This window comes from Dokdonia sp. Dokd-P16, from assembly GCF_003095655.1.
In the GTDB taxonomy this organism is placed as follows: domain Bacteria; phylum Bacteroidota; class Bacteroidia; order Flavobacteriales; family Flavobacteriaceae; genus Dokdonia.
In genome coordinates this window covers 285,951-312,075 of sequence record NZ_CP029151.1, presented here as the reverse complement: position 1 = coordinate 312,075, position 26,125 = coordinate 285,951, and the positions used below count along the sequence as shown (strand labels likewise).

The window sequence follows — 26,125 nt, the reverse complement described above, 5'->3', positions numbered from 1 at the left end:
AAATACTAATTCTTATGCTTCACCTAAGTGAATCATTGCAAAAACAGCATAATTAATCATGTCTTGATAGTTTGCATCAATACCTTCAGAAACCAGCGTTTTTCCCTTGTTATCTTCTATTTGCTTCACACGTAATAATTTCTGGAGAATCAAATCTGTAAGACTGCTCACTCGCATATCACGCCATGCTTCTCCATAGTCGTGATTTTTATCCATCATTAACTGTTTTGTGATTTTTATTTTCTCATCGTAGGCGCGAGTGGCCTCCTCAAGTTGCATGTCTGGTTGCTCTACCACGCCGCGCTCAAGATTCACCAGCGCCATTGCACAGTAATTTATGATCCCTATAAATTCAGATTGCTGCCCTTCATCCACTTTTTGCACATCGTTTTGCTGTAAACCGCGTATGCGCTGTGCTTTTATAAAAATTTGATCGGTGAGAGAAGGAAGCCTCAATATGCGCCATGCACTCCCATAGTCTTTCATTTTTTTAATAAAAAGGTCTCTACATTGTGTGATTACCGCATCATATTGGGCAGAAGTGTCAGGCATGCTGTGTTGTTTGATTTTTGGTAAATTTCGGTTAAAATCTTCAATATAAGAAATGAGATGCGCCTTAGAAAATAATGCTCCCTATTATCCTTTTGAAGCACAGCGTTTATGGTGTATTTTTGAAGCAGTATCCCGCTTTCTGTTGCAATTCCTCGCGGCGGTTGCACCAGCCAGCTGTGGGATTTTCACTACAATCGGGGCTATGGAGTAGGGGTGGTGTGTGATTAAAAGTAGCTGCTAAAGAAGTCAAACTATCAATGAATAAAAGCCAAGTATTTATAAATAATCATCCATGAAAATAAACTGTAAAGGAACGCTAATAGATCTCTCAAAGCCCAAGGTGATGGGAATACTAAACCTTACTCCAGATAGTTTTTATGATGGTGGTAGGTATAAAAATATGGAAGCTGCTATTGATCAAGTAAGAACAATGCTTGATGATGGCGCCACATTTATTGACGTAGGAGCTTACAGTTCTCGACCAGGAGCTGTTGATATTTCGGTAGAGGAGGAGGAGCTAAGATTGATTCCAGTGATAGAACAACTGATTACATTATTTCCTGAGATTATAATCTCTGTAGACACCTTTCGCGCAAGCGTAGCAAGAAAAGCAATAGCAGCAGGAGCAGCTATAATTAATGATATAAGTGCTGGGCAGTTAGATCAAGAAATGATGTCCACAGTAGGGGAGCTGGGTGTTCCTTATATAATGATGCATATGCGAGGCACTCCTCAGACTATGAAGGAACTTGCGGTCTATGAGAATATAACGAAAGAGGTGCTGCATTACTTTAGTGAGCGCGTTGCTGCGGCAAGGTCTCATAAGATAAATGACGTTATTGTAGATCCAGGATTTGGATTTGCAAAAACAGCTAGCCATAGTTTTGAGTTACTTAATAAGTTGGCAATCTTTAAACAGTTAGGCCTCCCTATTCTTGCAGGAGTTTCCCGCAAATCTATGATTTATAAGACCCTTGAAACATCACCAGATAAGGCACTTAATGGGACCACGGTATTAAATACAATCGCGATTAATAAAGGCGCTCATATATTAAGAGTTCATGACGTAAAAGAGGCTATGGAAGTGGTAACTCTTTGTCAAGCATGTTCCTTGTAGTTAAGCTTCTTTATTTTGCTGGTATTGACATTGCTAATTGGGATTTTTATTGTCAATAGTTCTTAACAAAACGAGTCTCTGTTAACAGGATTTTAGCAAAAAAACGCTATTTTTCACTCCTTAAATAATTCTATAATGAGAATCCTACGTTTAGCTTTAATTCTAATAGCTTTTTCTTTTATAAATACGTCGCTTTTTGCGCAGACATCCGCAGGAGGTTCGACGTTTCAAGATGCAGTTCCATTTTGTACCAATGACCCTGTTTTTGCGACACCATTTGACGCTTGTTTTGCAGGTAGTACAGATTCAAACTGTACTACGTCAGGACAGGCAGGTCCCAATTATGGTTGTTTAGGTAGTCAACCTTTTCCTACTTGGTATTTCTTGCAAATTGATCAAGCAGGGGATTTAGAATTTCAAATCACCCAGAATACAGCAATAGATGATGACGGAACTCCAACAGGGACAGGCCTTGATGTGGATTTTATTATTTGGGGACCTTTTCCTGACACTGATGTATTCAATCAGTTAACTGCGGCAAATATTGAAGATTGCAGTTTTTCTGCATCAGCTATAGAGACTCCAGTAATTTCGAATGCACAAGAGGGTGATATTTACGTTTTTATGGTGACCAACTTTTCTGGTCAACAAGCAGAGATTTTTATTGAGCAGACTAATACCTCAGATCCAGCAGGTGCCGGGAGCACAGATTGTTCTATAGTAAATGCTTCACTAGGAGCAGATCAAGATGCTTGTGAAGGAACAACAGTAACACTAGATGCTACGAGTGCAGAAGCAGCTGGTTATGCATGGGCTGTAGATACTGGAGCAGGTTTTATGCCTGTTTTAGATGGTGGTGGGGCTCAAGTTACTACAGCGATGCTTGATGTGACTACTAGTGGTGAGTATCAAGTAACAATCACAGATACTGCTGGAGACACAGGAACAGACGAGGTCGTTGTTACATTTTTTACAGTACCAGCAGCAACAGCACCAGATGATATTTTTGAGTGTGATACAGATGCAGATGGTTTTGCAAGTTTTAATCTAGACGCTCAAATTCCAGATGTTTTAAATGGACAGAGTGCGACAGCGTTTTCTGTTTCTTTCCATTTGAGTCAAGCAGACGCAGATACAGGAGCGGGAGCTTTAGCGGGCACGACAACATACAATTCTGTAAGTGATGAGATTTTTATTCGTGTAGAAAACAATGGCTTGCCTACGTGTTCAAGTACTAGCTCATTTAATATTGAGGTTGTTGCATTGCCTGTTGCAACAATGCCGGCTACCTATGAGATTTGTGATGATAATATAGATGGCGATGATACCAATGGGGTGGCTACCTTCAATCTTTCTACATTAGATGACGAAGTTTTAAATGGCTTAGATCCAGTGCAGTTTGAAGTGAGTTATCATGTAAACGGACCGGAAGCATCTAGTAATGCAAATCCACTTCCTGCAGCATATACAAATACGTCGAGCCCTAATAATGATACTATTTTTGCAAGAGTTGAAAACACTGCATTTACTGGTTGTTTCTCAATAACACCTGTTAATCTTAGAGTAAATGCCCTTCCAGTCCTTACCACACCAGTAATTTTACGTCAGTGTGATGATGATACAAATGGTGTTACAACTTTAAACTTAACGCAGTCACAGAGCGAGTTGAGTACAAATTCGGCTAACGAGACGTTTACTTATGTAGACGCTTCTGGTTCACCTATAACTGATCCAACGGCTTATGTTAATAGTGGTTCTCCTTTTACAGAAGCTATTGCTGTAACAGTTACAAATCTAGATGGATGTTCACGAGAAGGCGTTATTAACGTGATTGTGAGTGCTTCTCAAATTCCAACAGGAACACTCTTTGTAGATGAGATTGAGTGTGATACCGATAGTGATGGTATTGCTGTATTTGATTTCTCTGGAGCTACCGCTACGATAGAAACATTTTTCTCACCACAAGTAGTATCTGTGGCTTATTACGAGACAGAACAAGAAGCCTTATCTGAGATTAATCCTATTATCGATATTGCTGCTTATAGCAACAATCCTTTATTTACTAATGCTGGTGGTGTTCAAGATATTTGGGTTCGTGTAGAGGCAGATACAGATAATGGATGTGTAGGTCTTGGTGAGCATGTGAGACTCACAGTAAACCCCAATCCAACATTCCTACCAAGCATCAGTAGTATTGAAACTTGTTCTGCTGTAGTCAATGCTGCTACTTTTGATTTAACGCAGCATGTAGCGGAGATCACTGGTGGAGACGCAGATTTAGAAGTTACTTTTTATGAGAGCATTGCAGCTTATACGGCTACGCCTCCTGTGGCGATTGCAAGTCCTGCATCTTTTTCAAATAGTAGTAACCCGCAGACTATTTTTTATAGCTTAAGAAGTACGAGCAGCACGTGTACGACCTTTGATACTGCAATGAATTTTGAGATTATCGTAAATCAGAATCCTGTGGCTATTACGCCATCAGAACTTCAAGTGTGTGATGATGACGGTGTAGTAGATGGATTTACAACGGTTGATCTTTCTCAAAAAGACGCCGAAATCACCAGTGGTTTTAATGCAAATCTTACAGTGACCTATCACTTGGATGCTGCTGGCGCTATTACTGGCGATGCAAGTATTCCAGATAGCACGATGTTTACTACCACAAGCAATCCTCAGATTGTAGAAGTACGCGTAACTGATAATACAACAGGTTGCTTTTCAACGACGAGTATGAGCATTCGTAGCTTCCCAGTGCCTGTGGCTGTCACTCCAGCCGACTATGAGGCTTGTGATGATGATAATGATGGTGTGTTTGACTTTTTTGTACTCTCTTCTAGAGATACCGAAATTACTGGTGGCGACACTAGTTTAAGTGTTGCTTACTATCTCACCCAAGCAGATGCAGATAATGCGCCTGTAGGTCAAGAACTCGACGCAGCAATGTATATCAACAACGACCCTTTTGAGCAAATAGTTTTTGCTCGTGTATTTAATGCGATAGGTTGTTATGACACAACACCATTTACCTTAAGAGTACTTAATACTCCGATGCCTAATGAAAACCCAACTCCTTTTACGATTTGTGATGATAATAGCGACGGACTACAGATTTTTGATTTAAGTACACAGGTAGTAAATATTTTAGGAAGTTTAGACCCTGCAACTCACAGCGTGGAGTGGTTTTCTTCTCTCGCTTCCGCGGAAAATGGAACGCCTGCTATCGCAGCTCCTACCGCGTACACCAGCAACACGGCAACCGTTTTTGCAGTGGTAACAGATACGGCACAACCAACGACCACGGTTACTTTTTGTAGTAATATAGCGCCACTTTCTCTTGTTGTAAATCCGCTTCCTACTCCAGTGCAACCTGCCGAGTATGAGCTTTGTGATGATCTAGAGAGCGGTAGTGATACCGATGAGTTTGCAAGTTTTGATTTGCGTAGCCGTGATGATGAGATTACTGGCGGTAATGATGACTGGGCAGTGAGTTATCACCTTACCCAAGGCGATGCCGATGCAGGTGCGCCAGCACTTCCAGATGTATATCAAAACACTGTAATGGCTAACCAAACCATCTTTGCTAGAGTAGAGAATATCGTAACTAGTTGTTTTGAAACTATCACGCTCACCCTAGTAGTAAACCCATTACCATCACCTACCACCATTGCAGCGGTAGAAGAATGTGATACCATGGCAAACGATGGTGATACAGATAATGATGGAGATGCGGTATTTGATTTAACAGGTCAAGTAACTACAGATATTATTAATGGAGAGACGTTTATGTCACTCACTTTTCATGAGACACTCGCTTCCGCGGAACTGGGAAGTCCATCGATAGCAACACCGGCGGCTTATGAAACAGCATCTAGAATAATATATGTACGAGCAACCGATACGGACCCGGCAACAGCTACTCAGTGTTACCGTGTCATCGAACTAGCACTTATCGTACAACCAGCACCTGTGTTACCTGCAGTAATCCCAGATTTAACTTCTTGTGATGATAATGAAGATGGGCAAGCGCTTTTTAATCTTACTCAAAATGATGCAATTGTTCTAGGAACACAAACTACTGCTGATGTTACTTTAACGTATCATGAAACCCTGGCTAGCGTAGAAGCGATGGTAGGAAGCGCAAGTGATATGCCAGTTGCAGATCCGCTGAATTACTTAGCAAGTGCACCAACCACGCCAATCTGGGTGCGTCTAGAAAATACAACTACAGGATGTACGGTCGTTGGCACTTTCAATCTAAATATAGCGATGATTCCAGCAATCACACCTCCTGGAGTTTTTGAGGAGTGTGATAGCGAAGGAGCACTGGTAGGCACCGATACTGATGGGATTACAAGTTTTGATTTAACGAGCCTTGATACTTTAATCACTGGAGGAGATATCACTTTAAGTGTTAGCTATTATGAATCACAAGCAGACTTAGATGCTGGTTTAGCAAGTGCTATTACCACTCCAACAGCTTATGTGAATAGTGGATTAAGTCCGCAGACTATTTTTATCTTAGTCACGAGTGATCAAGCAGGAATGTGTGGTGCTCAAACTACGGTAGACCTTCAGGTGAATCCGCTGCCAGTAATTGGAGAGCCTTTACCAGCAGCAGTTGCTTGTGATGAAGATAATGATGGCTTTGGAGCTTTTGACTTGCAGCAGTATAATGACGACTTACTAGCAACAGTAACAAATATAGACTTACGTTTTTATGAGACTTTAGATAATGCAACGGCAGATACAGGAGCAGGTCAGATAGATATTACGGTTCCTTATAATAACATTTCAGGGATGACTTCGCTGTATGTAGTTGCACAAGATACGGATGCTACCACAGCTACAAGTTGTACGAAGATCTATGAGTTTGAACTTATTGTATTCCCTATTCCTGAGCTTCCAGCAACGTTAGCAACCCTTGCTGCTTGTGATGATAACAATGATTTAATGGAGGTTATTGACCTTACCCAAAATGAGGCTGCGATTATAGGAACGCAAGATCCAGCAACCCTTGTCATTACTTACCATAATACACAAGCAGATGCTGATTTAGGAATCAATGCGATTGTAAACCCTACCGCTTATACAGCAACACAGATAACACCTCTTGAGATTATCTGGGTACGCTTGCAAGTAAGTGACGGCTCTCCAAATATATGTGCAGCCATCGGTTCCTTTGAGATATCGGTAGAGACACCACCTACGGCAAACCCGAATGGTGACGATCTAGATCTCATGATTTGTGATGATGATACAGACACCTTTACGGTGTTTGATTTAACTGTAAACCAAGCGAGTCTCACTGGTGGTGATCCGCTGCTTACGGTGACGTATTATGAAAGTATTGCTGCATTAAACGCAGGAACTCCTATTACAGATCCTTCGGCGTACACAAATGTTTTAAATCCTCAGACCATCCAGGCAGTAGTATCAAGCCCAGCAGGATGTAGTGATGGAACGACCTTTAATATTGAAGTATTACCACTGCCAACGCCAAATACCAATCCAAATGCGCTAGAAGTGTGTGATACTACCACAGATATTGACACTGATGGTGACGGAGTGATTGATGCAGGTTCAGGTTCGGCAACAGATGGTTTTGAAGTATTTGATTTAACAGCTGCTATCGCGCAGATTGCGGGAGCAGAACCGGTGAATGTAACGGTGTATACAGAGCTCGCTTTCGCGGAAGCGAACCCAGAAGACACCACGCTCGCTATTGCAGATGTGACCGCGTTTATCAATACGGTGACTGGCAACCAAACATTATACGCAAGAGTAGAACGTGATGTGCCAGGAAACAGTGACTTCGATAGCGACGGAAATCTATGTTTTGTAGTCGTTCCTTTTGAAGTAGTGGTAAATCCGCTACCGATCTTAGCTGAAGCTGGACCGGTAGATTATACCTTCTGTGAAGAATTTGATGGTGATGACTCGATGGGAAGTGTAGATCTTACGACCCTCGCAGATTTGGCTGGATTACTTGCTGCGCCGCAGGTAACCAGTGATTTTATTATCACTTACCATGAACTAGAGGTGCAAGCGGCAGCAAATGCAGCAGCGCTTAGCTCGCCATACACGGTGGCAGATAATCAAGAATTATTTGTGCGTATAGAAAATGCGACCACGGGATGCGTGAATTTTACCAGCATCATCTTTACGGTAGAGTCACGCCCAGAGGTATTCCCAGCGGATAATATTGTGCAATGTGCAGACGATTTTGGAGTAAATATCGCACCAGAGCAGAGTACGGCAACTTTTGATCTTACTCAGCAAAACGCTGTTATCACTGGAAACGTAGCCGCTACTTCCGTAAGTTATTATACTAGCCTTGCAGATGCGCAGGCGATGACAAATGCGATTACAACTCCTAGTGCTTTTGAAAACACAACGAATCCGCAGGTGATTTATGCTAGAGCGGTAAACACTGCAAGTGGCTGTGAGAGTAGCACGGTAGTAGATTTTGAGATATTTGTACAACCGTTACCATACACCAATTTAACTAATGAAGGCGGACAGATTTGTGTAGATGAGATTACAGGCGAAGCGCTTAATCCATTTACCGTTGATGGTACGGTGGAGAGTCCGCAGATTGGGGTGACTTATAGTTATGCTTGGACACGTGATGGCGCGTTGGTGTCACTAAATCCTGAGGTGACCATTGATGCAGCAGGCACCTATCAAGTGATGATTACCGCTACTTATGGAGATGGTACAAGCTGCGATTATGTAGCAGAAGCGGTGTATAGCGCAGAGAGCGCACCTGTTTTTGAAGCGGTCGTAGTAGAATCTTCTTTTAATAATAGCGGATTATACACAGTAGAAGTCATTAATATTACTGGAGCAGATGCAGCTTCAATATATGAGTTTGCCATAGATGATGGACCTTTCCAGAGCAGTACTACCTTTACAGGAGTAACTCCAGGAACACACACTGTTTTTGGGAGACTGGCCAGTGGTAACTGTAGCGTATCAGAAGTAGAGATAGGGATAATTGACTACCCAAGATTCTTTACACCAAACGCAGATGGTTTCCACGACACATGGAATATTATAGGACTGGGAGTGGCACCAAACTTAAATGCAAAGATTTTCATCTTTGATAGATACGGAAAACTCTTAAAGCAAATCAGCCCAGTAGGTGCTGGATGGGACGGCACTTTTAATGGACAACCTATGCCATCAAGTGATTACTGGTTTCGCGTAGAGTTTACAGAAGTAGACGGGCTAGGAACACAAAGAACCGTAAACGGACACTTCACGTTGAAGAGATAAGGAAAGCATACATTGATTACAGAAGCCCTCAGTATGTGTTACTGGGGGCTTTTTTGTCTATTGATATTTAGGATAGAAATAATCAGTTATCTGCTAAGCAATCTTAGCGTTTAAACAAGCTTTAGCTCTATGTAATTCTTGGATACCGTCTATTTTTTTTTGCGTGAGGGATAGTAGTGGTTACCCTGCAGTGTTGTGTAGCGATAGCGGAGCATCACGAAGCGTATGAACGTATAGCCCGGTCACTAGACTTCAAGAATGAAATGGAAGAAGGATAGGGGCACGCCCTGAGGGAGAGGAAAAAGCTATCTAAAAAGCTCCCAATCTAACTTTACAGAAAACACGTTAGAATAAATAGCAGCGCTTTGGTCACCTATATCTGTAAGTGCATAATCCACATGGATCCCTTTGTACTTGAATCCTACACCTATATTAGGTTGAAAACCTATGGACGTGGAGTCATCAAGAGCAGTTAATTCTTGGAAATTACCAACGCCAGCTCTCACATAAACAAGTTCTGCATAGCCAAACTCAAGCCCTAAGGCAGGTGTTGCACTTACGGCAGACGATGATATTATATCATTAGTTTGAGCAAATCTAAAATTCATATCTAGCTCTGCACGTAAGGAGTAATCGTAATGAAAAATCCACTGGCGACCGAATCCTACTTGAAGTTTAGGGATGGTGATTTCTGTACTTTCTGGTAAATCTTGATTTTGACCTTCGACGGCATCGCTTATGGTAGCAAACTCATCTTCGTCAATACTCCACGCGTTTACTGTAGTGGTGATGTCACGAGCCATAACTCCAAAATCCCAGTCTCCTTTTTTCCACTGTAACCCTACATCAAGGCCAAAACCCCAGCTGTTTGCAAAATCACCTATCACACGACGTACCACTTTTGCATTCACACCTAGATTCAAACCATCTAGCGGTAATGCTCTTGCATACGAGACCGTAAAAGCATAATCTGCTGTAGAAAATAGACTGATACGATTGTAATCTATATTTCCTTGATCGTCAATGAGTTGGGTAGTATTTAAAATATCATCAACGCCAAAACGTATTACAGAAATACCAATGGCGCTTCTATCATCAAGAGGTTTTGCAAAAGCGATGTAATCATAATTTGCAATATTTGCAAAATAGGAGGCGTGCATTAATGAGATCTGATTATCTTCTAGATTGACTAAACCTGCAGGATTCCAATAGCCTGCATTTACATCACTTGTACCTGCAACAACGGCATTACTCATACCAAGAGCGGCAGCATCTACACCAATATTTAAAAATTCATTCGAATATTTACGTACCGTTTGTGACACAGCAGTAACTGAAATGAGTAGAAATAGTATAGATAGTGATTTTTTCAATAGCAGGATTTATGGGGCAAATATCCCACTTTTAGTACACATTGTAAACAATAAAACGAGCTAGATATTGCACAAGCCTATATTAGTCGAAAATTCTTCCATACTTTTACTAAAAATTAAACAATGTCTATAAAGAGTTACGTTCCTAATGCAATCACAATGGGTAATCTGTTAAGCGGTTGTGTTGCGGTAGTTTTTGCTGTAAATGATCGTCTAGAGCTTGCCGCGATATTTGTAGCTCTTGGTATTTTCTTTGATTTTTTTGACGGCTTTTTTGCACGAATTCTTAATGCTTCAAGTGAGGTGGGATTACAATTAGATTCCCTTGCAGATATGGTTACTAGTGGCGTTGTGCCAGGAGTAGTTATGTATCAACTGCTAGAAGATGCTAGCGGTATTCCTTGGGGAGCGGCATTAGAAGAGCAGCACTTTCACTTGGGTTACATAGGTTTTGCAATAACGATGGCTTCGGCATATAGACTTGCAAAGTTTAATGTAGATGACCGCCAGACTAACTCGTTTATAGGACTTCCAACTCCTGCAAATACCTTGTTTATACTAAGCTTACCTCTTATATTAATGTTTGAAGAGTACGCTTTCGCGAAAGCGTTATTAGAAAATCCATACGTCCTTATAGTACTTACCGCATTAAGTTGTTTTATGCTCAATGCAGAACTTCCATTATTTGCTTTAAAATTTAAAAACTGGTCTTTTGCAGGAAATAAAGTGCGTTACCTCTTTTTACTTGCAAGCGTATTACTGCTTGTGTTTTTCCAGTTTTTAGGAATACCTATCATCATCATTCTGTACATCCTTCTTTCTATTGTTTTTAAAGAGCAAGCGTAGTCTTTCAGATATGTAGCCATTATCTTTGTGTAAAACATAGAAAATGGATAATCAAGAAATAAGAAATCTAGCCCCAAAGGCGCTCTGGAATAAATTTGCAGATCTTAATGCTGTGCCTCGTCCTTCAAAAAAGGAGGAGCGCGTCATTGCGTTTATGAAAGACTTTGGTAAAAACTTAGGTTTAGAAACGATAGAAGACGAAGTAGGTAATGTAATCATAAGAAAACCTGCCACTGCTGGTCATGAGAACAAGAAAATGATTGTGATGCAGTCGCATCTTGACATGGTACATCAGAAAAATAATGACACCGAGTTTGATTTTGACAATCAGGGTATCGAGATGTATGTAGATGGTGACTGGGTACGTGCAAAAGGAACGACACTAGGAGCAGATAACGGTCTTGGAGTGGCGACAATAATGGCAGTACTTGAAAGTACTACCATAGAGCATCCAGCTATAGAAGCTTTATTTACTATAGATGAAGAAACTGGGATGACTGGGGCGATGGGTCTTAAAGGAGGAATTCTTAAAGGTGACATCTTACTTAATCTAGATACAGAAGAAGATGACGAGATAGGTGTAGGTTGTGCAGGTGGTGTAGATATCACAGCTACTCGCAATTACCCAGAAGAAGGAATAGATGATGGTCTTGTAGCTTATAAAGTTAGTGTAAATGGACTTAATGGAGGTCACTCTGGAATGGATATCATTAAGGGACTTGGTAATGCAAATAAAATGATGAACCGCTTATTGCGCAGTGCATCAGAAAATTTTGATATACGTATTTCAAGCATTGATGGTGGTAGCTTGAGAAATGCAATCCCAAGAGAAAGCGTAGCTATCATTGCAGTAGATGAGAATCAACTGGCAGCTTTTGAAGCAGATTTTCAGGATGTGGCAAGTGCTATTCAAGTAGAGTACAATTCGCTAGAAGAAAACCTTAGTATTACCGCAGAGAAAACAGATCTCCCTGATAATGTAATGAACATGGAAGCTCAACAAGAGCTTATTAAAGCGATAAGTGCTGCTCATAATGGGGTGTATAGAATGAGCCCAGAGATAGAAAATCTAGTGGAAACTTCTAATAATATAGCTAGAGTGATTGTAAAAGATGGATCTATAAAAATAGGTTGTCTTACACGCTCATCTGTAGATAGCACAAAGGATGATCTCGCAAATGCTATTACAGCTACGTTTGAACTTGCAAACTTTGACGTAGTACTTTCTGGTGATTATCCAGGATGGGCTCCTAACATGGCGAGTCCTATCTTAAAGGTGCTAGAAGCAAAATATAAAGAGATCAATAATGAGAATCCACATGTAGCGGCTTGTCACGCAGGACTTGAATGTGGTATCTTAGGTCAGAATTATCCTGAGATGGATATGATTTCCTTTGGACCTACTATTAAGGGAGCGCATTCTCCAGATGAAAGAGCAAGCATCTCTAGTGCTCAAAAGTACTGGGATTTTGTAATAGAAATATTAAAAGATATACCAGTAGCTTAACAGCTGATTACTTCTTGAAAGTATAAGATAAAAAAAAAGCTAGCCATCTACGATGGCTAGCTTTTTTAATAGGCTGTAATGTTTGTATTACTTTACAATCTCTACAAGTTCAATTTCAAATACAAGATCTGCCTTAGGCGGTATTGCACCAGGGTAACCTTGTGCTCCGTATCCTAAGTGGTAAGGGATAAATAGTGTTGCTTTATCACCTATAGACATTAATTGTAATCCTTCTTTAAATCCAGCAATAAGTCTAGCTTCTGGGCTATATACTGTTTCAAGAAGTTTATATTGTCCAGCAGCTTTCTTACGGTCGTCTAGTTTGTTATTTGCAGCAGCTACTTCTTCGCTACTTGTATCAAATAACTCTCCCGTTGTAAAGAAACCAGCATATTCTACTCTTACTTTTTGACCCGTATTAGGCTTTATTCCTTTTCCTTTTTGATCAAAGTAAATTCCTAATCCGCTAGGAAGTTCTTCTATTCCTTCTCTCTTTGCATCAAGCTCAGCTTTCTTTCCAGCAAATTGCTTTGCTTTTTCGGCAGCTTCTTTTGCTTTGTTTTCTTCAAAGGCCGCTAGTTCATTTGTAAACGTCTCACCAGCATTGTAATTCTTTACTTCACTTCCTTTTCTGATGATATTTACTTGCTGGATAATTACTGGCGTTTTTGGTTTTCCAGCACGTGGATCTTCAAGTTCTACCTCTGTAATAGCATCTACAACTTCTAATCCGGTAACTACTTTACCCCATACTGTATGACAGCTTACTCTAGGGTTATCACAGTTTTTAAGATTACCGTTTGAGTCATAACCATCAAGGTGTGGTGTCGCTTTATGTGTAATAAAGAACTGACTTCCGTTAGTCGCATATCCAGAGTTTGCCATAGAAAGAACTCCTGCAGAGTCATGTCTACGCTCAGGCGTAAGTTCATCAAAGAACTTGTAGCCAGGATCACCAGAACCTGTACCTGTAGGATCACCACCTTGAATCATAAAGTCCTTTATGATTCTATGGAAAGTCAATCCATTGTAGAACGGCTTACCAGCATACGTGCTATCTGCTAGAGGGTGTGTACCTTCTGCTAGCGCAACAAAATTTGCAACCGTTGCAGGGGCGTCATTGTAAAAAAGCTCGGCAACCATGGTTCCTTTATCTGTGATGATTTCTGCATATAATCCATCTCCTAGATCTGGATATTTATCATTACATGAAAAGAGTGATAAAATTACTGCAACTAATAACATACTTGTTTTCTTCATTGTTTGTGATTTATTTATTCGTTTGATTGGTCTTTTATTTCTAGTAAAGTAACGGTACTGCGCACTGGTGTATTGCTAGGTATTCTATCTTCAAAACCGTAATAGCCGTAAGCTTTATAACTAGGAAATAGAAACGTCATTGTTTCTCCTTCTTTCATTAATTTAAGTCCTTCTCTTATTCCCGTTATAATATCTGGATTACTTTGATCTATTTGAGTAACCGTATTACCCAGTTCTTCTTGCGTAACAAGTTCTTTACCGGTGATTGTTGCTAGGTTGTAATTAAACAAAACAAGATCACCCACTTGAGGTGCTTGCTTACCTAATGTATCTTTTGCAATATAAGAATACCAGAAACCATTAGGTGAAGGGTTATAGATGTTTAAAGTATCACTAGCTATAAATTTTTTAATAGCTGCTTCATCTTGGGCAATAAGCTCTTTGTTACGAGAGATAGTTTCTGTCTTTACGTAAGATCCTGTTTTTTGAGAAACTGGTCTGCGAGCAACTGTCTCAGAGCATGAAACAATAAGGAATATAGAAAACAGAAATATTATATTTCTCATGATGATAATTGGTCTTTGTATGAAGGCAATAACTCTTTAAAGTTAGCAATAGTTTCTGCAAGTGCTATCTCGCTTCTTCCACCAGCGGCATTGGTATGTCCTCCACCATTATAATGAGCTCTAGCAAATTCATTTACAGAGAACTCCCCTTTAGATCTAAGCGACATTTTTATAATACTATCTGCTTTATGTTCTATAAATATCACAGCAAATATAATGCCCTCTAGCGAAAGACAATAATTTACAAAACCTTCTGTATCCCCTTTTTGAAAATTATGGTCATCTAGTTCTTTCTGCGTCATAGTAATAAAAGCAGTTCTATATTCCCTTAAGACCACAAGATTATTAAGAGCAACACCTAGGAGTTGTAATCTTGACTCACTATTAGTATCATAAATATTCTGATGTATCTGGTCGTTATTTGCTCCTTTTTTGATGAGAGCAGCAATAACCTCGTGAGTAGTAGCAGTAGTAGATGAGAATCTAAAAGATCCAGTATCTGTCATGATACCAGTATATAGACAGCTAGCCATATCTGCAGTAATTAGTTGCTCATCACCTAGCGCTTTTATAAAGTGATATACCATCTCACAAGTGCTGCTCATGGTAGTATCACTATAAGTAACCGCAGCATAATCTGCAGGTTGCTGGTGGTGGTCTATCATGATAAATGGAGCTTTGACATTATCAAGCGCCTCTTCTAGGTCTCCTACTCTAGAAAAATGATTGAAGTCTAAGGTGAATACAAGATCTGCTGTTTTTATTGCATCCCTTGCATTAGTTGTATTAGATGTGTAAAAAAGTACATCGTCATGACCCGGCAGCCACTTTAAAAAATGTGGATACTCATTAGGCGCCACTACAACTGCTTTATGACCTTTTGCATTTAAATATGCAACAAGTGCTAGTGTACTTCCCATAGCATCTCCATCAGGATTCTTATGAGGAATTACAGCTATGTTTTTTGAGTCTTTAAGTAACTCTTTTGTTGTTGTGATTTGAGAGATATTCATAGTTTGCGAATATACAATTTCTGCTGTGCTCTATTTCTGCTTGTGATTAAATATTTAGCTTTTCAAGTAGATGAAAACTTAATATGGTGTTAACATTAAAAAGCAGTATTTTTGCACGCGATTTCAAGAAAGAGTTTTTACGCTTTCGCGAAAATTTTAAAAGCTCAACACGTGGGCATCTAAAAACTAAGTGAAGGTAGGGAGATAATACCGCCATTGCAGAAATTAAAGAATTATGACAAACAGAACTTTTACAATGATTAAGCCTGATGGCGTTGAAAACGGACACATCGGAGCAATCTTAGAAAAAATTACTGCTAGCGGTTTCCGTATTGTAGCAATGAAACTTACTCAAATGACGAAAGCAGACGCTGAGACATTTTATGCAGTACACAACGAGCGTCCATTCTTTGGAGAGCTTGTAGAATTTATGACACGCGGACCAATCGTTGCAGCAGTTCTTGAAAAAGAAAATGCAGTAGCAGACTTCCGTACGCTTATAGGAGCAACAAACCCAGCAGATGCTGCAGAAGGTACTATACGTGCTTTATATGCAACTTCTATGGGAGAAAATGCAGTACACGGTTCTGATAGTGATGAGAATGCAGCTATTGAAGGTGCTTTCCATTTTTCTGGACGTGAGATGTTTTAATTGCTAGCGCAATAAACATATATACATATCTTACATGTGTTTTTACACACTAGGATTTATTTAAAATGCTTCTTCTATACAACATAGAAGAAGCATTTTTATTTACAGCTATTGTTGCGTTAAGGATAGTAGTGGCTACCCCACACGAATTGAGATCACCTAGCCATCTCACTTTTATGTGAGATGATAGCGAGGTTTCTTAATGAGGAGGAGTAAAAACGCATAGCCTGACCCGAAGGGTAACGCCCATATAAAACTATAACTCAATCGCTCCAAATAGTAGCATCTTATATTAACTAAGCTGTTTTATTTCAAGAAATTGAGTGCTTTTTAATTCATTTTAAAAGGAGAAAGCACATATAATATAGTAATAGTAAATATTTTAATTAAAAATACTTACTTTTGCACCGCCAAAAACACGGCATTAATACAACCCATTATGGACGTAAGGAATATCGCGATTATCGCCCACGTAGACCACGGTAAGACAACCCTGGTAGACAAAATTATGTATCACTGTGAGCTTTTTAGAGAAAACGAATCTAAAGGAGAACTTATTTTAGATAACAACGATCTTGAGCGTGAGCGCGGGATTACAATTACCTCTAAGAATGTTTCTGTAATGTACAAGGGAACGAAAATTAACATTATCGATACTCCTGGTCACGCCGATTTTGGTGGTGAAGTAGAGCGTGTACTGAACATGGCAGATGGTGTTTGTCTTCTTGTAGATGCATTTGAAGGGCCTATGCCACAAACGCGTTTTGTACTACAAAAAGCGCTTGATCTTGGATTAAAGCCTCTTGTTGTAGTAAATAAAGTAGATAAAGAAAATTGTACTCCAGATATCGTACATGAAAAGGTTTTTGACCTCATGTTCGAACTAGGTGCAGAAGAGTGGCAATTAGACTTTCCTACTGTTTATGGTAGTGCAAAGAACAACTGGATGAGTGACGATTGGGAGAAGCCAACAGATTCTATCGAGCCATTATTAGAAATGATAATGGAAAATATTCCAGTACCTGAGGTTAAAGAAGGAAACACGCAGATGTTAATTACATCTTTAGATTTCTCTTCATTTACAGGTCGTATCGCAATAGGACGCCTTAACCGTGGTGAGCTTACAGAAGGTATGCAAGTATCTCTTGTAAAGCGTGATGGAACTATCAAGAAAACACGTATTAAAGAATTACACACTTTTGACGGTTTAGGTCGTTTAAAAGTACCAAGCGTTCAAGCTGGTGATATTTGTGCAATTGTAGGATTAGAAGGATTTGAAATAGGCGATACTATTGCAGATTTTGAAAATCCAGAAGGTCTTGCAACTATCGATATTGATGAGCCTACAATGAGTATGCTTTTCTCAATTAACGATTCACCTTTCTTTGGAAAAGATGGAAAGTTTGTAACATCACGTCACATTAAAGATCGTTTAACTAAAGAGCTTGAAAAGAACCTTGCACTTCGTGTTAATGATACAGACAGTGCAGATAAATTCTTAGTATACGGACGTGGAGTAATGCACCTCTCTGTACTAATTGAAACAATGCGCCGTGAAGGATATGAATTACAAATCGGGCAGCCGCAAGTAATTATAAAAGAAATAGACGGAGTAAAATGTGAGCCTATAGAAGAGCTTACTATTGACCTTCCAGAAAATGTATCTGGTCGCGCTGTCGAGTTTGTAACAATGCGTAAAGGTGAAATGCTTTCTATGGAGGCAAAAGGAGAGCGTATGATTATTGAATTCTTAATCCCATCACGTGGTATTATAGGGTTACGTAATCAACTACTTACTGCAACTGCAGGAGAAGCAATCATGGCTCACCGCTTTAAAGAATACCAGCCTTTTAAAGGAGATATTCCTGGACGTATATCTGGATCTCTAGTATCTATGGAGAATGGAACAGCGATACCTTACTCTATCGATAAGTTACAGGATAGAGGTAAATTCTTCGTATCTCCAGGTGAAGATATATATGAAGGTCAAGTAATTGGTGAGAACTCTCGTCAAGATGACATGAACATCAACATCACAAAAGCTAAGAAGCAATCTAACGTACGTTCATCTGGTGCAGATGATAAAGCAAAGATTGTTCCTGCTATCAAGTTTTCATTAGAAGAGGCACTAGAATATATTCAGAAAGATGAGTATGTAGAGGTTACTCCTAATCACTTGAGATTACGTAAGATTCACCTTAAAGAGGTAGATCGTAAGCGTTTTAAAATAGCTTAAGAATCTTAGAAATAAGAATACTATAGAAAAAACCTACTCGTACTGAGTAGGTTTTTTTATGCGCTTTCGCGAAAGCTAAACCTAACAACTATTACTTTCTAAGGCCTAGTATGCTAAAAAAGAAGCTAAAAAGAATGGTCTGTACACCAAGTAACAATATTGTAATAGCAGGAATTACTATGCGTAAAGTGCTTACACCCGTAATATCTCCAAAGTTTACAGCTTGCCAATTCTGATAAGCATACACAGTTGCTATGATGGCTATTAAAATAAGCGTAAAGCCTACAATCAAGCCTTTTTCTAAAGTAAGCACTTTAAAGAGCTGATCATATTTTTTTGATTTAGGTAGTAAATCATTTTCTACTGTATAAATTTTAGTCAAGCCGTAAAATAGTGTGAGTTGAAAACCGACAAGAAAAGTGGCGCTACTATATAGTAGCGTGTGAACCCCTAGTGTAATATCACCTAAATGTATGGGTCCAGTAACGAGAATAGTAGATAGTATAAATCCAACAGTCATAAGTAAGATTCCTGGAATCATAAATAACCAGCTAGGGCTGTATAGCAGTAAGAAGCGCAGGTGTCTCCATCCATCTTGCCAAGTATTGAGATGTGGTGGTCGTGTACGACCGTCAGGATGTAAGATGGTAGAAACTTCTACAATTTTCATCCCTTTTAAACTTGCTTTTACAATCATCTCTGAGGCAAACTCCATACCTGTAGTTTGTAACTCCATTCTCTGGAAAGCATTTTTACTAAAACCTCTTAAGCCACAATGAAAATCGCCAATGTTAGATTTAAAAAATAATCGCCCTATAAATGATAGTACAGGATTACCTAGATATTTATGTAAGAAGGGCATTGCTCCTTTTTTGATTCCGCCTTTAAAGCGATTACCCATTACCAAGTCGTTTCCTTTACGTAATTCATTAACATAAGGCATGAGATTTGAAAAATCGTAACTATCATCGGCATCTCCCATGATGATGTAAACTCCTCGAGCTGCCTGTATTCCTTCCTTTAATGCGCTTCCATATCCTTTATGAAGTGCGTTTACTACAATTGCTCCATGCTTTTTTGCTATGTCCTGCGAGCCATCTGTACTGCCATTATCACTTATGATAACCTCACCCTGTATAGATTGATTTACCAAAAACTCATTTGCCTTCTGAATACAAATAGCAAGCGTTTCGGCCTCATTGAGACAAGGCATCACTATCGAAAGTTCAATTTTCATTAGTAAGATTTTTTTTGGTAGTTATCATATCTATTGTGAGAAAAACAATTAGAAATAGAACCCAATCATTGTAAAATGTAAATCGCTGTATAGTGTGCATTGCTATGGAGACTACTGCCATATTTGCCATTGTGCAAATAGTAAAGAATAACACAGTTTTATTGAGAATCGCAGGCTCTTTAATGAAATCTGTGAGGCTTATTAAAAATAGAATTACAAATAAAACAAACATACTAATGGAACCAAAGCCATTAATAAAATTCATAATATATAATTTAGTCCAATCTACTTTATTATCCCAAGTAAGAGTTGCTGTCATCGATGTTGTTAGCTGGTCAACGAGGATAAAGTTTTCGTCAGTAAGCTCTCCATCACTTACTACCTCTAGTCCCTTATAAAATAAAGTTGCATTTGCAATCTTACTATAATGTTCCTCGTAGATATCAATATCTGGTTCATTGGGATTTTTTTTATGATTGACATTGAGTCCTTCTTCTTTAAGAATGGCAAACATTGTCTCAAAATAATCTTTTTCTTGAGGATCCTCATAAAGTAAATTATCTCCTTCTTCGGCAGTAAAAATTGCAGGAGTAAATAAATGTATACCTGTCCAAGGAGTACTTACAAAATGGTTATGTTGTACATAATGATATGTTTTATCTGCCAAATTTGTGAGAAAAGGTAATATCAAAAATGCTAGCGCTAAGATTAGTGGTTTTTTAGAAGTCCTATTTCGATAATAAAGATTCAAGCAAATAAGTATTCCAATTGGGACAAGAAAGACAAACTGCGTCCGCGTTAATAGCAGTACAAAGAGTACAATAAAGGCTTTGGTCAATGGCTTTGATACGTTATTCAAAAATGCATTGAAAAAGAATGTAATTGTAATTAGATAAAGAGGATAAGATATTGCCTCACTTAAGATATTGTTGCCTATTCCTCTTTCAGCAATATATGGGTATAGCACCATTCCGAAAAGGAGCACAAGCCAATAAACTGACAGTGAAGTCCATTTTCTAAGTTTAGTAATCATGAATAATGCTGCACTTATGCCCATAAGGGTTTGTGATGCAATTAGAGCAATGTCTTCGTAGCTCCCAAATAATAAGTTAAGAATTTTAAGAAATAATGGATATACTGGAGTTCTATAAATTGCAGCCGTTATGTAGCCTTCAGAGTCAGGGAATATATGAACGGGTCGTAAAAGAGCAGTAACAAGAACTAATATAGCAATCAAAATAATTGCTATGGTATAACTTTTATTACTTTTTAAAGACCTCATAATCTGCATCAACAGTAATTTTAATTTATTTGGCTAAAATAGATATTCTGTTCAAAGTACTTGTAGTATAATTCACATCAATCAAAAGAACGATTATATATAATTATGTTCGTATTTTACAGTACTAACAGAGCAACTCCCAGTATTTGAAATCATCTTATACCATCCATAAGTTTCAACAAAAGGACACCGTCCAGTGGAACGATTTTATCACTACGGCAAAGAATGCTACGTTTCTTCATAATCGATCTTTTATGGATTATCATTCAGATCGTTTTGTAGATCATTCTGTAATGATCTATAAAAATGAAAAAGTAGTAGCTGTTTTACCCGCAAATAGTAAAGGAAATCAATTGTATAGTCACCAAGGCCTCACTTATGGTGGTTTGTTGCTTTCGCGAAAGCTAAAAACGGCAGACACATTAGAACTTTTTAAAGAACTCCTCAAGTATCTGGAAAGTAAAGAAATTACCATATTAGACATAAAACAACCTCCTAGCTTCTATACACAACTACCTAGTGAGGAAGTAGAATACCTCTTGCACTTAACGCAAGCAGAATGTTATAGAGTAGATAGCGCCTCTGTCATTGATTATAGAAGTAACGTACAGATTCAATCCAATAGACTTGAGGGAGTGAAAAAAGCTCAAAAACACGATTTACTTATTAAAGAAGAAGATTATCTTGAAGATTTCTGGGATGTTATATTAATTCCTAACCTTAAAGAGCAACATAATGCGGAACCTACACACTCTATAGAAGAGATAACCTTATTAAAGAAAGCGTTCCCGAATAATATTAGACAGTTTAATGTATATCACGATGGAAATATTATAGGAGGAGCTACAATATTTGAGACAAATACAACAGCACATGTCCAGTATATCTCGGCAAATAGTGAAAAGCAAACTTTAGGTACATTAGACTTTCTTTTTAATCATCTTATAAAAGTTACATTTAAAAACAAGAGATATTTTGATTTTGGAACCTCAAATGAGAATGCAGGAAAACAACTCAATAAAGGACTTACTTATTGGAAAGAATGTTTTGGCGCACGTACTTTTGTGCATCGAAGCTTTAAAATAGACACTGCAAATCATATCTATTTAAATAACGTACTGGTATGATTCCATTTTTAGATCTTAAAAAAATAAATGCTCCCTTTGAACAGGAGTTTAAAAACAAGTTCGATTCCTTTTTAGCGAAAGGATGGTATGTACTAGGAGAAGAGGTGCAACTCTTTGAAGCAGAATATGCTCAGTATTGTGGAACTACACATTGTGTAGGTACAGCAAATGGTCTCGATGCTTTACGACTCATTTTTGAAGGCTATAAAATCTTAGAACAACTTCAGGAAGGAGACGAAGTTTTAGTTGCAAGTAATACGTATATCGCTACGATTATCGCTATCAAGCAGGCTGGTTTGATTCCAGTATTAGTAGAAGCTTCGTTACTTACATTAAATTTCGATTTTGAAGATCTAGAACATAAAATTACTCCTAAAACGAAAGTAGTTTTACCTACGCACTTGTATGGGGAACTTACGGATATGGAAAGGATTAACGCTTTCGCGAAAGCGTACAACCTACTCGTAATTACAGATTGCGCACAATCACACGGAGCGAAGGATGTTAATGGAAATCGCAGCGGATCACTAGCAGATGCGAGTGCACACAGTTTTTACCCTACTAAAAATCTAGGAGCGTTAGGAGATGCTGGAGCAATTACCACAGATAATGAATCGCTTGCTCAGGTGGTAAAAAAATATCGAAATTATGGCTTTAAAGAACGCTATGTAGCCGAATATGCAGGAGTTAATTCTAGACTTGATGAGATACAGGCAGCATTCTTGAGAATAAAATTAAGAGACTTAGATATACAAAATCAAAAACGTCGTGAGATTGCAATCCAATATCTCAGCAAGATTGATAATAAACATATTTTACTACCTCAATTAGATAAAGAGGAAAATCATGTGTGGCACTTGTTTGTGATACGAAGTGTTTATCGAGATCAATTACAGGCATACTTAAAAAATCAAGGAATAGGGACTAATATTCATTATCCAGTTCCTCCTCATAAGCAAGAGGGACTTAGCGAGTACAATATGCAATCATTTCCCGTTTGTGAGCAATTGCATAAAGAGGTGCTCAGTATTCCATTATCACCCGCATTATCAGAGGAAGATGTTGAGGATATTATAACAGCGCTAAACAACTTTAGATGCTAAGTAAAATACGCGCTAGTATAGGTGACAATACACTTTTAAAGATAGGCTCAATAAATGCTGTGAGTGTAGTTCTCCAAATTTTAGGAGGGCTTATAACTTCAAAACTTATTGCTATTTATCTAGGAGAGCGTGGCATGGCATTACTAGGTTATCTGCGCAATTTTATGACTTCGGCTCAAGCTGCAGGAAATCTAGGTTTGTCTAACGGTATTGTCAAGTACGTAGCTACCGGTGATGAGAAGAGTCATCCATTATCAAATTTATTGTCCACTGCTGTTATTGTGAGTCTCGTTGCGACTTTAATTGTATCGTTGGTGTTATATATAGGCGCTGCTTATTTTAATACACAGGTTTTTGGAGAAGGGACAGAGTACATGTACGTATTTAAGCTGCTGGCAATAGCCTTACCGTTTATAACACTCAACGGTATTTTACTTGCTATTATTAATGGGCAGTCGGCTTATAAGAAGGTGGTTAACATTCAAATATTTTCTAATCTTTTAGGTCTTGCTATAGCGGTGTTAAGTATTGTATACTACGGTGTGCAAGGTGCACTATTTGCACTAGTTATAAGTCCAGCAGTGATACTTGTGATTACCTTAATTGCACTGGGAAAGCAAGGTGATGTATTGAGAAGTATTTTATGGTCAAACTTTGATACAGCAGCGCTACGAAAGCTAGGATCGTACACACTTATGGCTTTGTTCTCTATGATTGTGCTGCCGCTCGTATACATTGCCATACGTAAAGAGATAGGTGATGGTGCTGGTTACTGGGATGCAATGACAAGAATATCTAGTTATTATGTGAAGTTCGTCGCCACACTTATGACATTATATATACTTCCTCAACTCGCAAAGGCAACTACAGACGCATCCTTTAGAAAGGAGATATTTGGGTTTTATAAAACCGTTCTTCCACTCTTTGGAGTAGGACTTGTGGTAATATATCTACTACGTGATTTTATTGTAGGACTCATTTTTACCGAAGATTTTATCCCCATGACGCATCTTTTTAAATGGCAGCTCTTAGGTGATTTTTTTAAGGTAGCTTCCATCGTGATAGGATATCAAATTATTGCAACAAACAATCTAAAGCTATTTTTAATAACAGAGATAATATCACTAGTAGTTATCTATTGTTCCGGGATTTACTTGGTGCGAGAATTTGGATATGAGGGAGCGTCTATGGGACATTGCTTTAGTTATTTTATACATTTATTGGTATTACTGTTTATCTTTCGGAAACCATTATTTGGTAAAACAATAGCAGCAAGTGAGTAGACTCAGTAACATATTACAATCTTTTAGAATCTGGAAGTATAAAATGCTTTCATCTCAAAAAAGTATCGATGGCAAAGCGGTACTTCATCAACCAGCGCAAATTAATGGTAAAGGAAAAGTATGCTTTCGCGAAAGCGTACATATAGGTGTTATCAATTCGCCATTATTTTATAATACCTATGCGTATATAGAAGCAAGGAAAGTGGACAGTGAGATCATCTTTGGGAAAGACGTTGCTATTAATAATAACTTTTGTGCGATCGCAAATGAGTCTTCTATTACTATAGGAGACAGAACAACCATAGGTTTAAATTGTAGTATTTATAATTGTAATTTTCATAGTCTTAATCCCGAAAAACGCAGGTTAGTTACAGGATCTAGCGCAGCTGTGACTATAGGTGAGAATGTTTTTATAGGAAATAATGTGAGTATCTGGAAAGGTGTAACTATAGGAGATAATGCCGTGATTGCGGCAGGAAGTAAGGTTACAGGAAATGTAGCTGCGGGAACAACGTTTTCTAGCTTTTCTTAAAGAATTAATTATTCCAAGTATCAATGTAAGTTTGTGCGACTTTCTTATAATGATGATGAGTCTCAATAAATAATCGAGCGTTCCTTCCTATCTCCTCAATGGTTTCTGGATTTTCAATGAGTTTCTTTAAACTGCGCACTATTTGATCTACATCTGGCGTAGCATCTACGGCCACAGTTTCTGAAAGATTGTAATGCTCCTTAAAGTGAATGCCAGCGCCAGTAAACACTACTTTACCTTGTGCCATAGCTTCAAGAGCATTATAGCCTTGATCATGTGAATATACTTGATCTAGAATAATATGTGCGCTATTATACTTTTTAATATAGGTTTTATAGGGTAAGCTTTCGGTGGTAATTATAGTAACTTTTGAAGCATATTTCTCTTTAATTATTGCAAGCGCATTTTCAAAAATATCATTTCCTTTCTTAAAATAGTTTGCGCGATTTATACCATGAAAGATTACAATAGGATTTGTATTCTCCTGAGATAAGCTTTTAATGGTATCTGTGTTTATGGGATTAGGAATTAAACCTACATATGCATCATGACCTTTGAGCGGTATATGATAGTCAAGATCTGTAGCAATCACGCCATCTATAAGCTCATATAATTCTTTATGTAGTTCCTTATAACCAAGCTCGAGATACTTAAGCACAGGGGCAAAAGATTTCTTATCTATCTTTTCTTCTTGAAACGGTGTTACTATAGTGTATGGAAGCTCCTCTGTAAATGCATGTGTGATACTTGGATAATCTGCACCACAAGAGAGGAGAAATACTTTCTTATTGTGATTTTTTAAATACTGAGCTATTTCTAGTTCTAATGACGGTGTGGTGTTGAAACTAGACTCATTAATGAGCTGTACCACATCATAACCAGAAAGTTGTGGTTTTAAAGTGTTGAATGATTTTCGTAAAGCGATTTCAGAAATATCAATACTAACTGCTTTAAGAATAATAAGTTTAAGCTTTTTTCTCCATCCGCTAGTGTAGCCTCTTTCAAGTTTAATATCTACAGGATAGTTTTTAAATCCATCGCCACTTCCCACAATCGTTACTTCGTGACCTAACTGTAGGAGTCCTTCTTTGAGCGAATTGTGAAGTCGGCTGTATTCGCCTACAAGTAAGATGCGCATTGACTATATTTGGTATTCAA

General features: G+C 38.4%; 18 protein-coding genes. 10 read left to right on the top strand and 8 right to left on the bottom strand.

The genetic code is table 11. The features are described 5' to 3' along the window. Window positions 1–12: 12 nt before the first annotated feature. Window positions 13–552 carry a DUF1599 domain-containing protein gene (locus tag DCS32_RS01345; RefSeq protein ID WP_108876652.1) on the bottom strand — a complete coding sequence of 180 codons (540 nt, stop codon included), beginning with the start codon at window positions 550–552 and terminating at the stop codon, window positions 13–15. Between the two features lie 292 nt (window positions 553–844). Between DCS32_RS01345 and folP the strand changes: the two genes are divergently transcribed. Next, window positions 845–1,669 carry a dihydropteroate synthase gene (gene folP, locus DCS32_RS01340; RefSeq protein ID WP_108876651.1) on the top strand — a complete coding sequence of 275 codons (825 nt, stop codon included), beginning with the start codon at window positions 845–847 and terminating at the stop codon, window positions 1,667–1,669. Window positions 1,670–1,804: 135 nt separating this feature from the next. Beyond that, the gene (locus tag DCS32_RS01335) at window positions 1,805–8,950 is read left to right on the top strand and encodes a T9SS type B sorting domain-containing protein (protein WP_108876650.1); all 7,146 of its coding nucleotides are present in this window, start codon (window positions 1,805–1,807) and stop codon (window positions 8,948–8,950) included. Window positions 8,951–9,255: 305 nt separating this feature from the next. On the opposite strand, the gene DCS32_RS01330 is transcribed toward DCS32_RS01335, so the two are convergent. After that, the gene (locus DCS32_RS01330; protein WP_108876649.1) at window positions 9,256–10,323 is read right to left on the bottom strand and encodes a PorV/PorQ family protein; all 1,068 of its coding nucleotides are present in this window, start codon (window positions 10,321–10,323) and stop codon (window positions 9,256–9,258) included. A gap of 123 nt (window positions 10,324–10,446) precedes the next feature. On the opposite strand from DCS32_RS01330, the gene DCS32_RS01325 reads away from it, so the two are divergent. Together DCS32_RS01325 and DCS32_RS01320 are read left to right on the top strand one after the other, a co-directional pair. Continuing rightward, window positions 10,447–11,169 (top strand): CDP-alcohol phosphatidyltransferase family protein, encoded by a 723-nt coding sequence (locus DCS32_RS01325; protein WP_204161793.1) that lies wholly within the window; start codon window positions 10,447–10,449, stop codon window positions 11,167–11,169. A gap of 43 nt (window positions 11,170–11,212) precedes the next feature. Continuing rightward, window positions 11,213–12,676: an aminoacyl-histidine dipeptidase gene (locus tag DCS32_RS01320; RefSeq protein WP_108876648.1), complete on the top strand. Its 1,464-nt coding sequence runs from the start codon at window positions 11,213–11,215 to the stop codon at window positions 12,674–12,676. Between the two features lie 87 nt (window positions 12,677–12,763). On the opposite strand, the gene DCS32_RS01315 is transcribed toward DCS32_RS01320, so the two are convergent. The 3 genes from DCS32_RS01315 to DCS32_RS01305 are packed head-to-tail and all read right to left on the bottom strand — an operon-like array spanning window position 12,764 to window position 15,515. Further along, window positions 12,764–13,936: a peptidylprolyl isomerase gene (locus DCS32_RS01315; protein ID WP_108876647.1), complete on the bottom strand. Its 1,173-nt coding sequence runs from the start codon at window positions 13,934–13,936 to the stop codon at window positions 12,764–12,766. A 14-nt stretch (window positions 13,937–13,950) separates the two neighbouring features. After that, window positions 13,951–14,502 carry a gliding motility-associated peptidyl-prolyl isomerase GldI gene (gene gldI, locus DCS32_RS01310; protein WP_108876646.1) on the bottom strand — a complete coding sequence of 184 codons (552 nt, stop codon included), beginning with the start codon at window positions 14,500–14,502 and terminating at the stop codon, window positions 13,951–13,953. After that, window positions 14,499–15,515: a DHH family phosphoesterase gene (locus DCS32_RS01305; protein ID WP_108876645.1), complete on the bottom strand. Its 1,017-nt coding sequence runs from the start codon at window positions 15,513–15,515 to the stop codon at window positions 14,499–14,501. Before DCS32_RS01305 ends, gldI begins: the two co-directional genes overlap by 4 nt. Window positions 15,516–15,747: 232 nt before the next feature. On the opposite strand from DCS32_RS01305, the gene DCS32_RS01300 reads away from it, so the two are divergent. Together DCS32_RS01300 and typA are read left to right on the top strand one after the other, a co-directional pair. Then, the gene (locus DCS32_RS01300; protein WP_041295684.1) at window positions 15,748–16,167 is read left to right on the top strand and encodes a nucleoside-diphosphate kinase; all 420 of its coding nucleotides are present in this window, start codon (window positions 15,748–15,750) and stop codon (window positions 16,165–16,167) included. Between the two features lie 439 nt (window positions 16,168–16,606). Then, window positions 16,607–18,403 carry a translational GTPase TypA gene (gene typA / locus DCS32_RS01295; protein WP_239057544.1) on the top strand — a complete coding sequence of 599 codons (1,797 nt, stop codon included), beginning with the start codon at window positions 16,607–16,609 and terminating at the stop codon, window positions 18,401–18,403. A 91-nt stretch (window positions 18,404–18,494) separates the two neighbouring features. On the opposite strand, the gene DCS32_RS01290 is transcribed toward typA, so the two are convergent. Together DCS32_RS01290 and DCS32_RS01285 are read right to left on the bottom strand one after the other, a co-directional pair. Beyond that, window positions 18,495–19,640: a glycosyltransferase family 2 protein gene (locus tag DCS32_RS01290; protein WP_108876643.1), complete on the bottom strand. Its 1,146-nt coding sequence runs from the start codon at window positions 19,638–19,640 to the stop codon at window positions 18,495–18,497. Further along, on the bottom strand, window positions 19,630–20,931 hold the full coding sequence (locus DCS32_RS01285) for a hypothetical protein (protein WP_108876642.1): 1,302 nt from the start codon (window positions 20,929–20,931) through the stop codon (window positions 19,630–19,632). Before DCS32_RS01285 ends, DCS32_RS01290 begins: the two co-directional genes overlap by 11 nt. A gap of 137 nt (window positions 20,932–21,068) precedes the next feature. Here DCS32_RS01285 and DCS32_RS01280 point away from each other — a divergent pair, with 137 nt between their 5' ends. Genes DCS32_RS01280 through DCS32_RS01265 form a run of 4 tightly spaced genes read left to right on the top strand, consistent with a single transcriptional unit; the run spans window position 21,069 to window position 24,967 of the window. Beyond that, window positions 21,069–22,049, top strand: a complete 981-nt coding sequence (locus tag DCS32_RS01280; RefSeq protein WP_108876641.1) for a GNAT family N-acetyltransferase — start codon at window positions 21,069–21,071, stop codon at window positions 22,047–22,049. Beyond that, a complete protein-coding gene (locus DCS32_RS01275; RefSeq protein ID WP_108876640.1) occupies window positions 22,046–23,152 on the top strand; it encodes a DegT/DnrJ/EryC1/StrS family aminotransferase in 1,107 nt (368 codons plus the stop codon). Before DCS32_RS01280 ends, DCS32_RS01275 begins: the two co-directional genes overlap by 4 nt. Continuing rightward, window positions 23,146–24,435, top strand: coding sequence for an O-antigen translocase (locus DCS32_RS01270; RefSeq protein WP_108876639.1), 1,290 nt, complete (start codon window positions 23,146–23,148; stop codon window positions 24,433–24,435). Before DCS32_RS01275 ends, DCS32_RS01270 begins: the two co-directional genes overlap by 7 nt. Beyond that, the gene (locus DCS32_RS01265; protein WP_108876638.1) at window positions 24,428–24,967 is read left to right on the top strand and encodes a DapH/DapD/GlmU-related protein; all 540 of its coding nucleotides are present in this window, start codon (window positions 24,428–24,430) and stop codon (window positions 24,965–24,967) included. Before DCS32_RS01270 ends, DCS32_RS01265 begins: the two co-directional genes overlap by 8 nt. Window positions 24,968–24,971: 4 nt before the next feature. Here DCS32_RS01265 and DCS32_RS01260 read toward each other — a convergent pair whose 3' ends face one another. Further along, on the bottom strand, window positions 24,972–26,105 hold the full coding sequence (locus tag DCS32_RS01260) for a glycosyltransferase (protein WP_108876637.1): 1,134 nt from the start codon (window positions 26,103–26,105) through the stop codon (window positions 24,972–24,974). Window positions 26,106–26,125: the final 20 nt, after the last annotated feature.

Bases quoted from the DNA above. Each gene is read 5' to 3' on its own strand.
- DCS32_RS01345 (WP_108876652.1), bottom strand. From the start codon at position 552: ATGCCTGACACTTCTGCCCAATATGATGCGGTAATCACACAATGTAGA.
- folP (WP_108876651.1), top strand. From the start codon at position 845: ATGAAAATAAACTGTAAAGGAACGCTAATAGATCTCTCAAAGCCCAAG.
- DCS32_RS01335 (WP_108876650.1), top strand. From the start codon at position 1,805: ATGAGAATCCTACGTTTAGCTTTAATTCTAATAGCTTTTTCTTTTATA.
- DCS32_RS01325 (WP_204161793.1), top strand. From the start codon at position 10,447: ATGTCTATAAAGAGTTACGTTCCTAATGCAATCACAATGGGTAATCTG.
- DCS32_RS01320 (WP_108876648.1), top strand. From the start codon at position 11,213: ATGGATAATCAAGAAATAAGAAATCTAGCCCCAAAGGCGCTCTGGAAT.
- DCS32_RS01315 (WP_108876647.1), bottom strand. From the start codon at position 13,936: ATGAAGAAAACAAGTATGTTATTAGTTGCAGTAATTTTATCACTCTTT.
- gldI (WP_108876646.1), bottom strand. From the start codon at position 14,502: ATGAGAAATATAATATTTCTGTTTTCTATATTCCTTATTGTTTCATGC.
- DCS32_RS01305 (WP_108876645.1), bottom strand. From the start codon at position 15,515: ATGAATATCTCTCAAATCACAACAACAAAAGAGTTACTTAAAGACTCA.
- typA (WP_239057544.1), top strand. From the start codon at position 16,607: ATGGACGTAAGGAATATCGCGATTATCGCCCACGTAGACCACGGTAAG.
- DCS32_RS01290 (WP_108876643.1), bottom strand. From the start codon at position 19,640: ATGAAAATTGAACTTTCGATAGTGATGCCTTGTCTCAATGAGGCCGAA.
- DCS32_RS01285 (WP_108876642.1), bottom strand. From the start codon at position 20,931: ATGCAGATTATGAGGTCTTTAAAAAGTAATAAAAGTTATACCATAGCA.
- DCS32_RS01275 (WP_108876640.1), top strand. From the start codon at position 22,046: ATGATTCCATTTTTAGATCTTAAAAAAATAAATGCTCCCTTTGAACAG.
- DCS32_RS01270 (WP_108876639.1), top strand. From the start codon at position 23,146: ATGCTAAGTAAAATACGCGCTAGTATAGGTGACAATACACTTTTAAAG.
- DCS32_RS01260 (WP_108876637.1), bottom strand. From the start codon at position 26,105: ATGCGCATCTTACTTGTAGGCGAATACAGCCGACTTCACAATTCGCTC.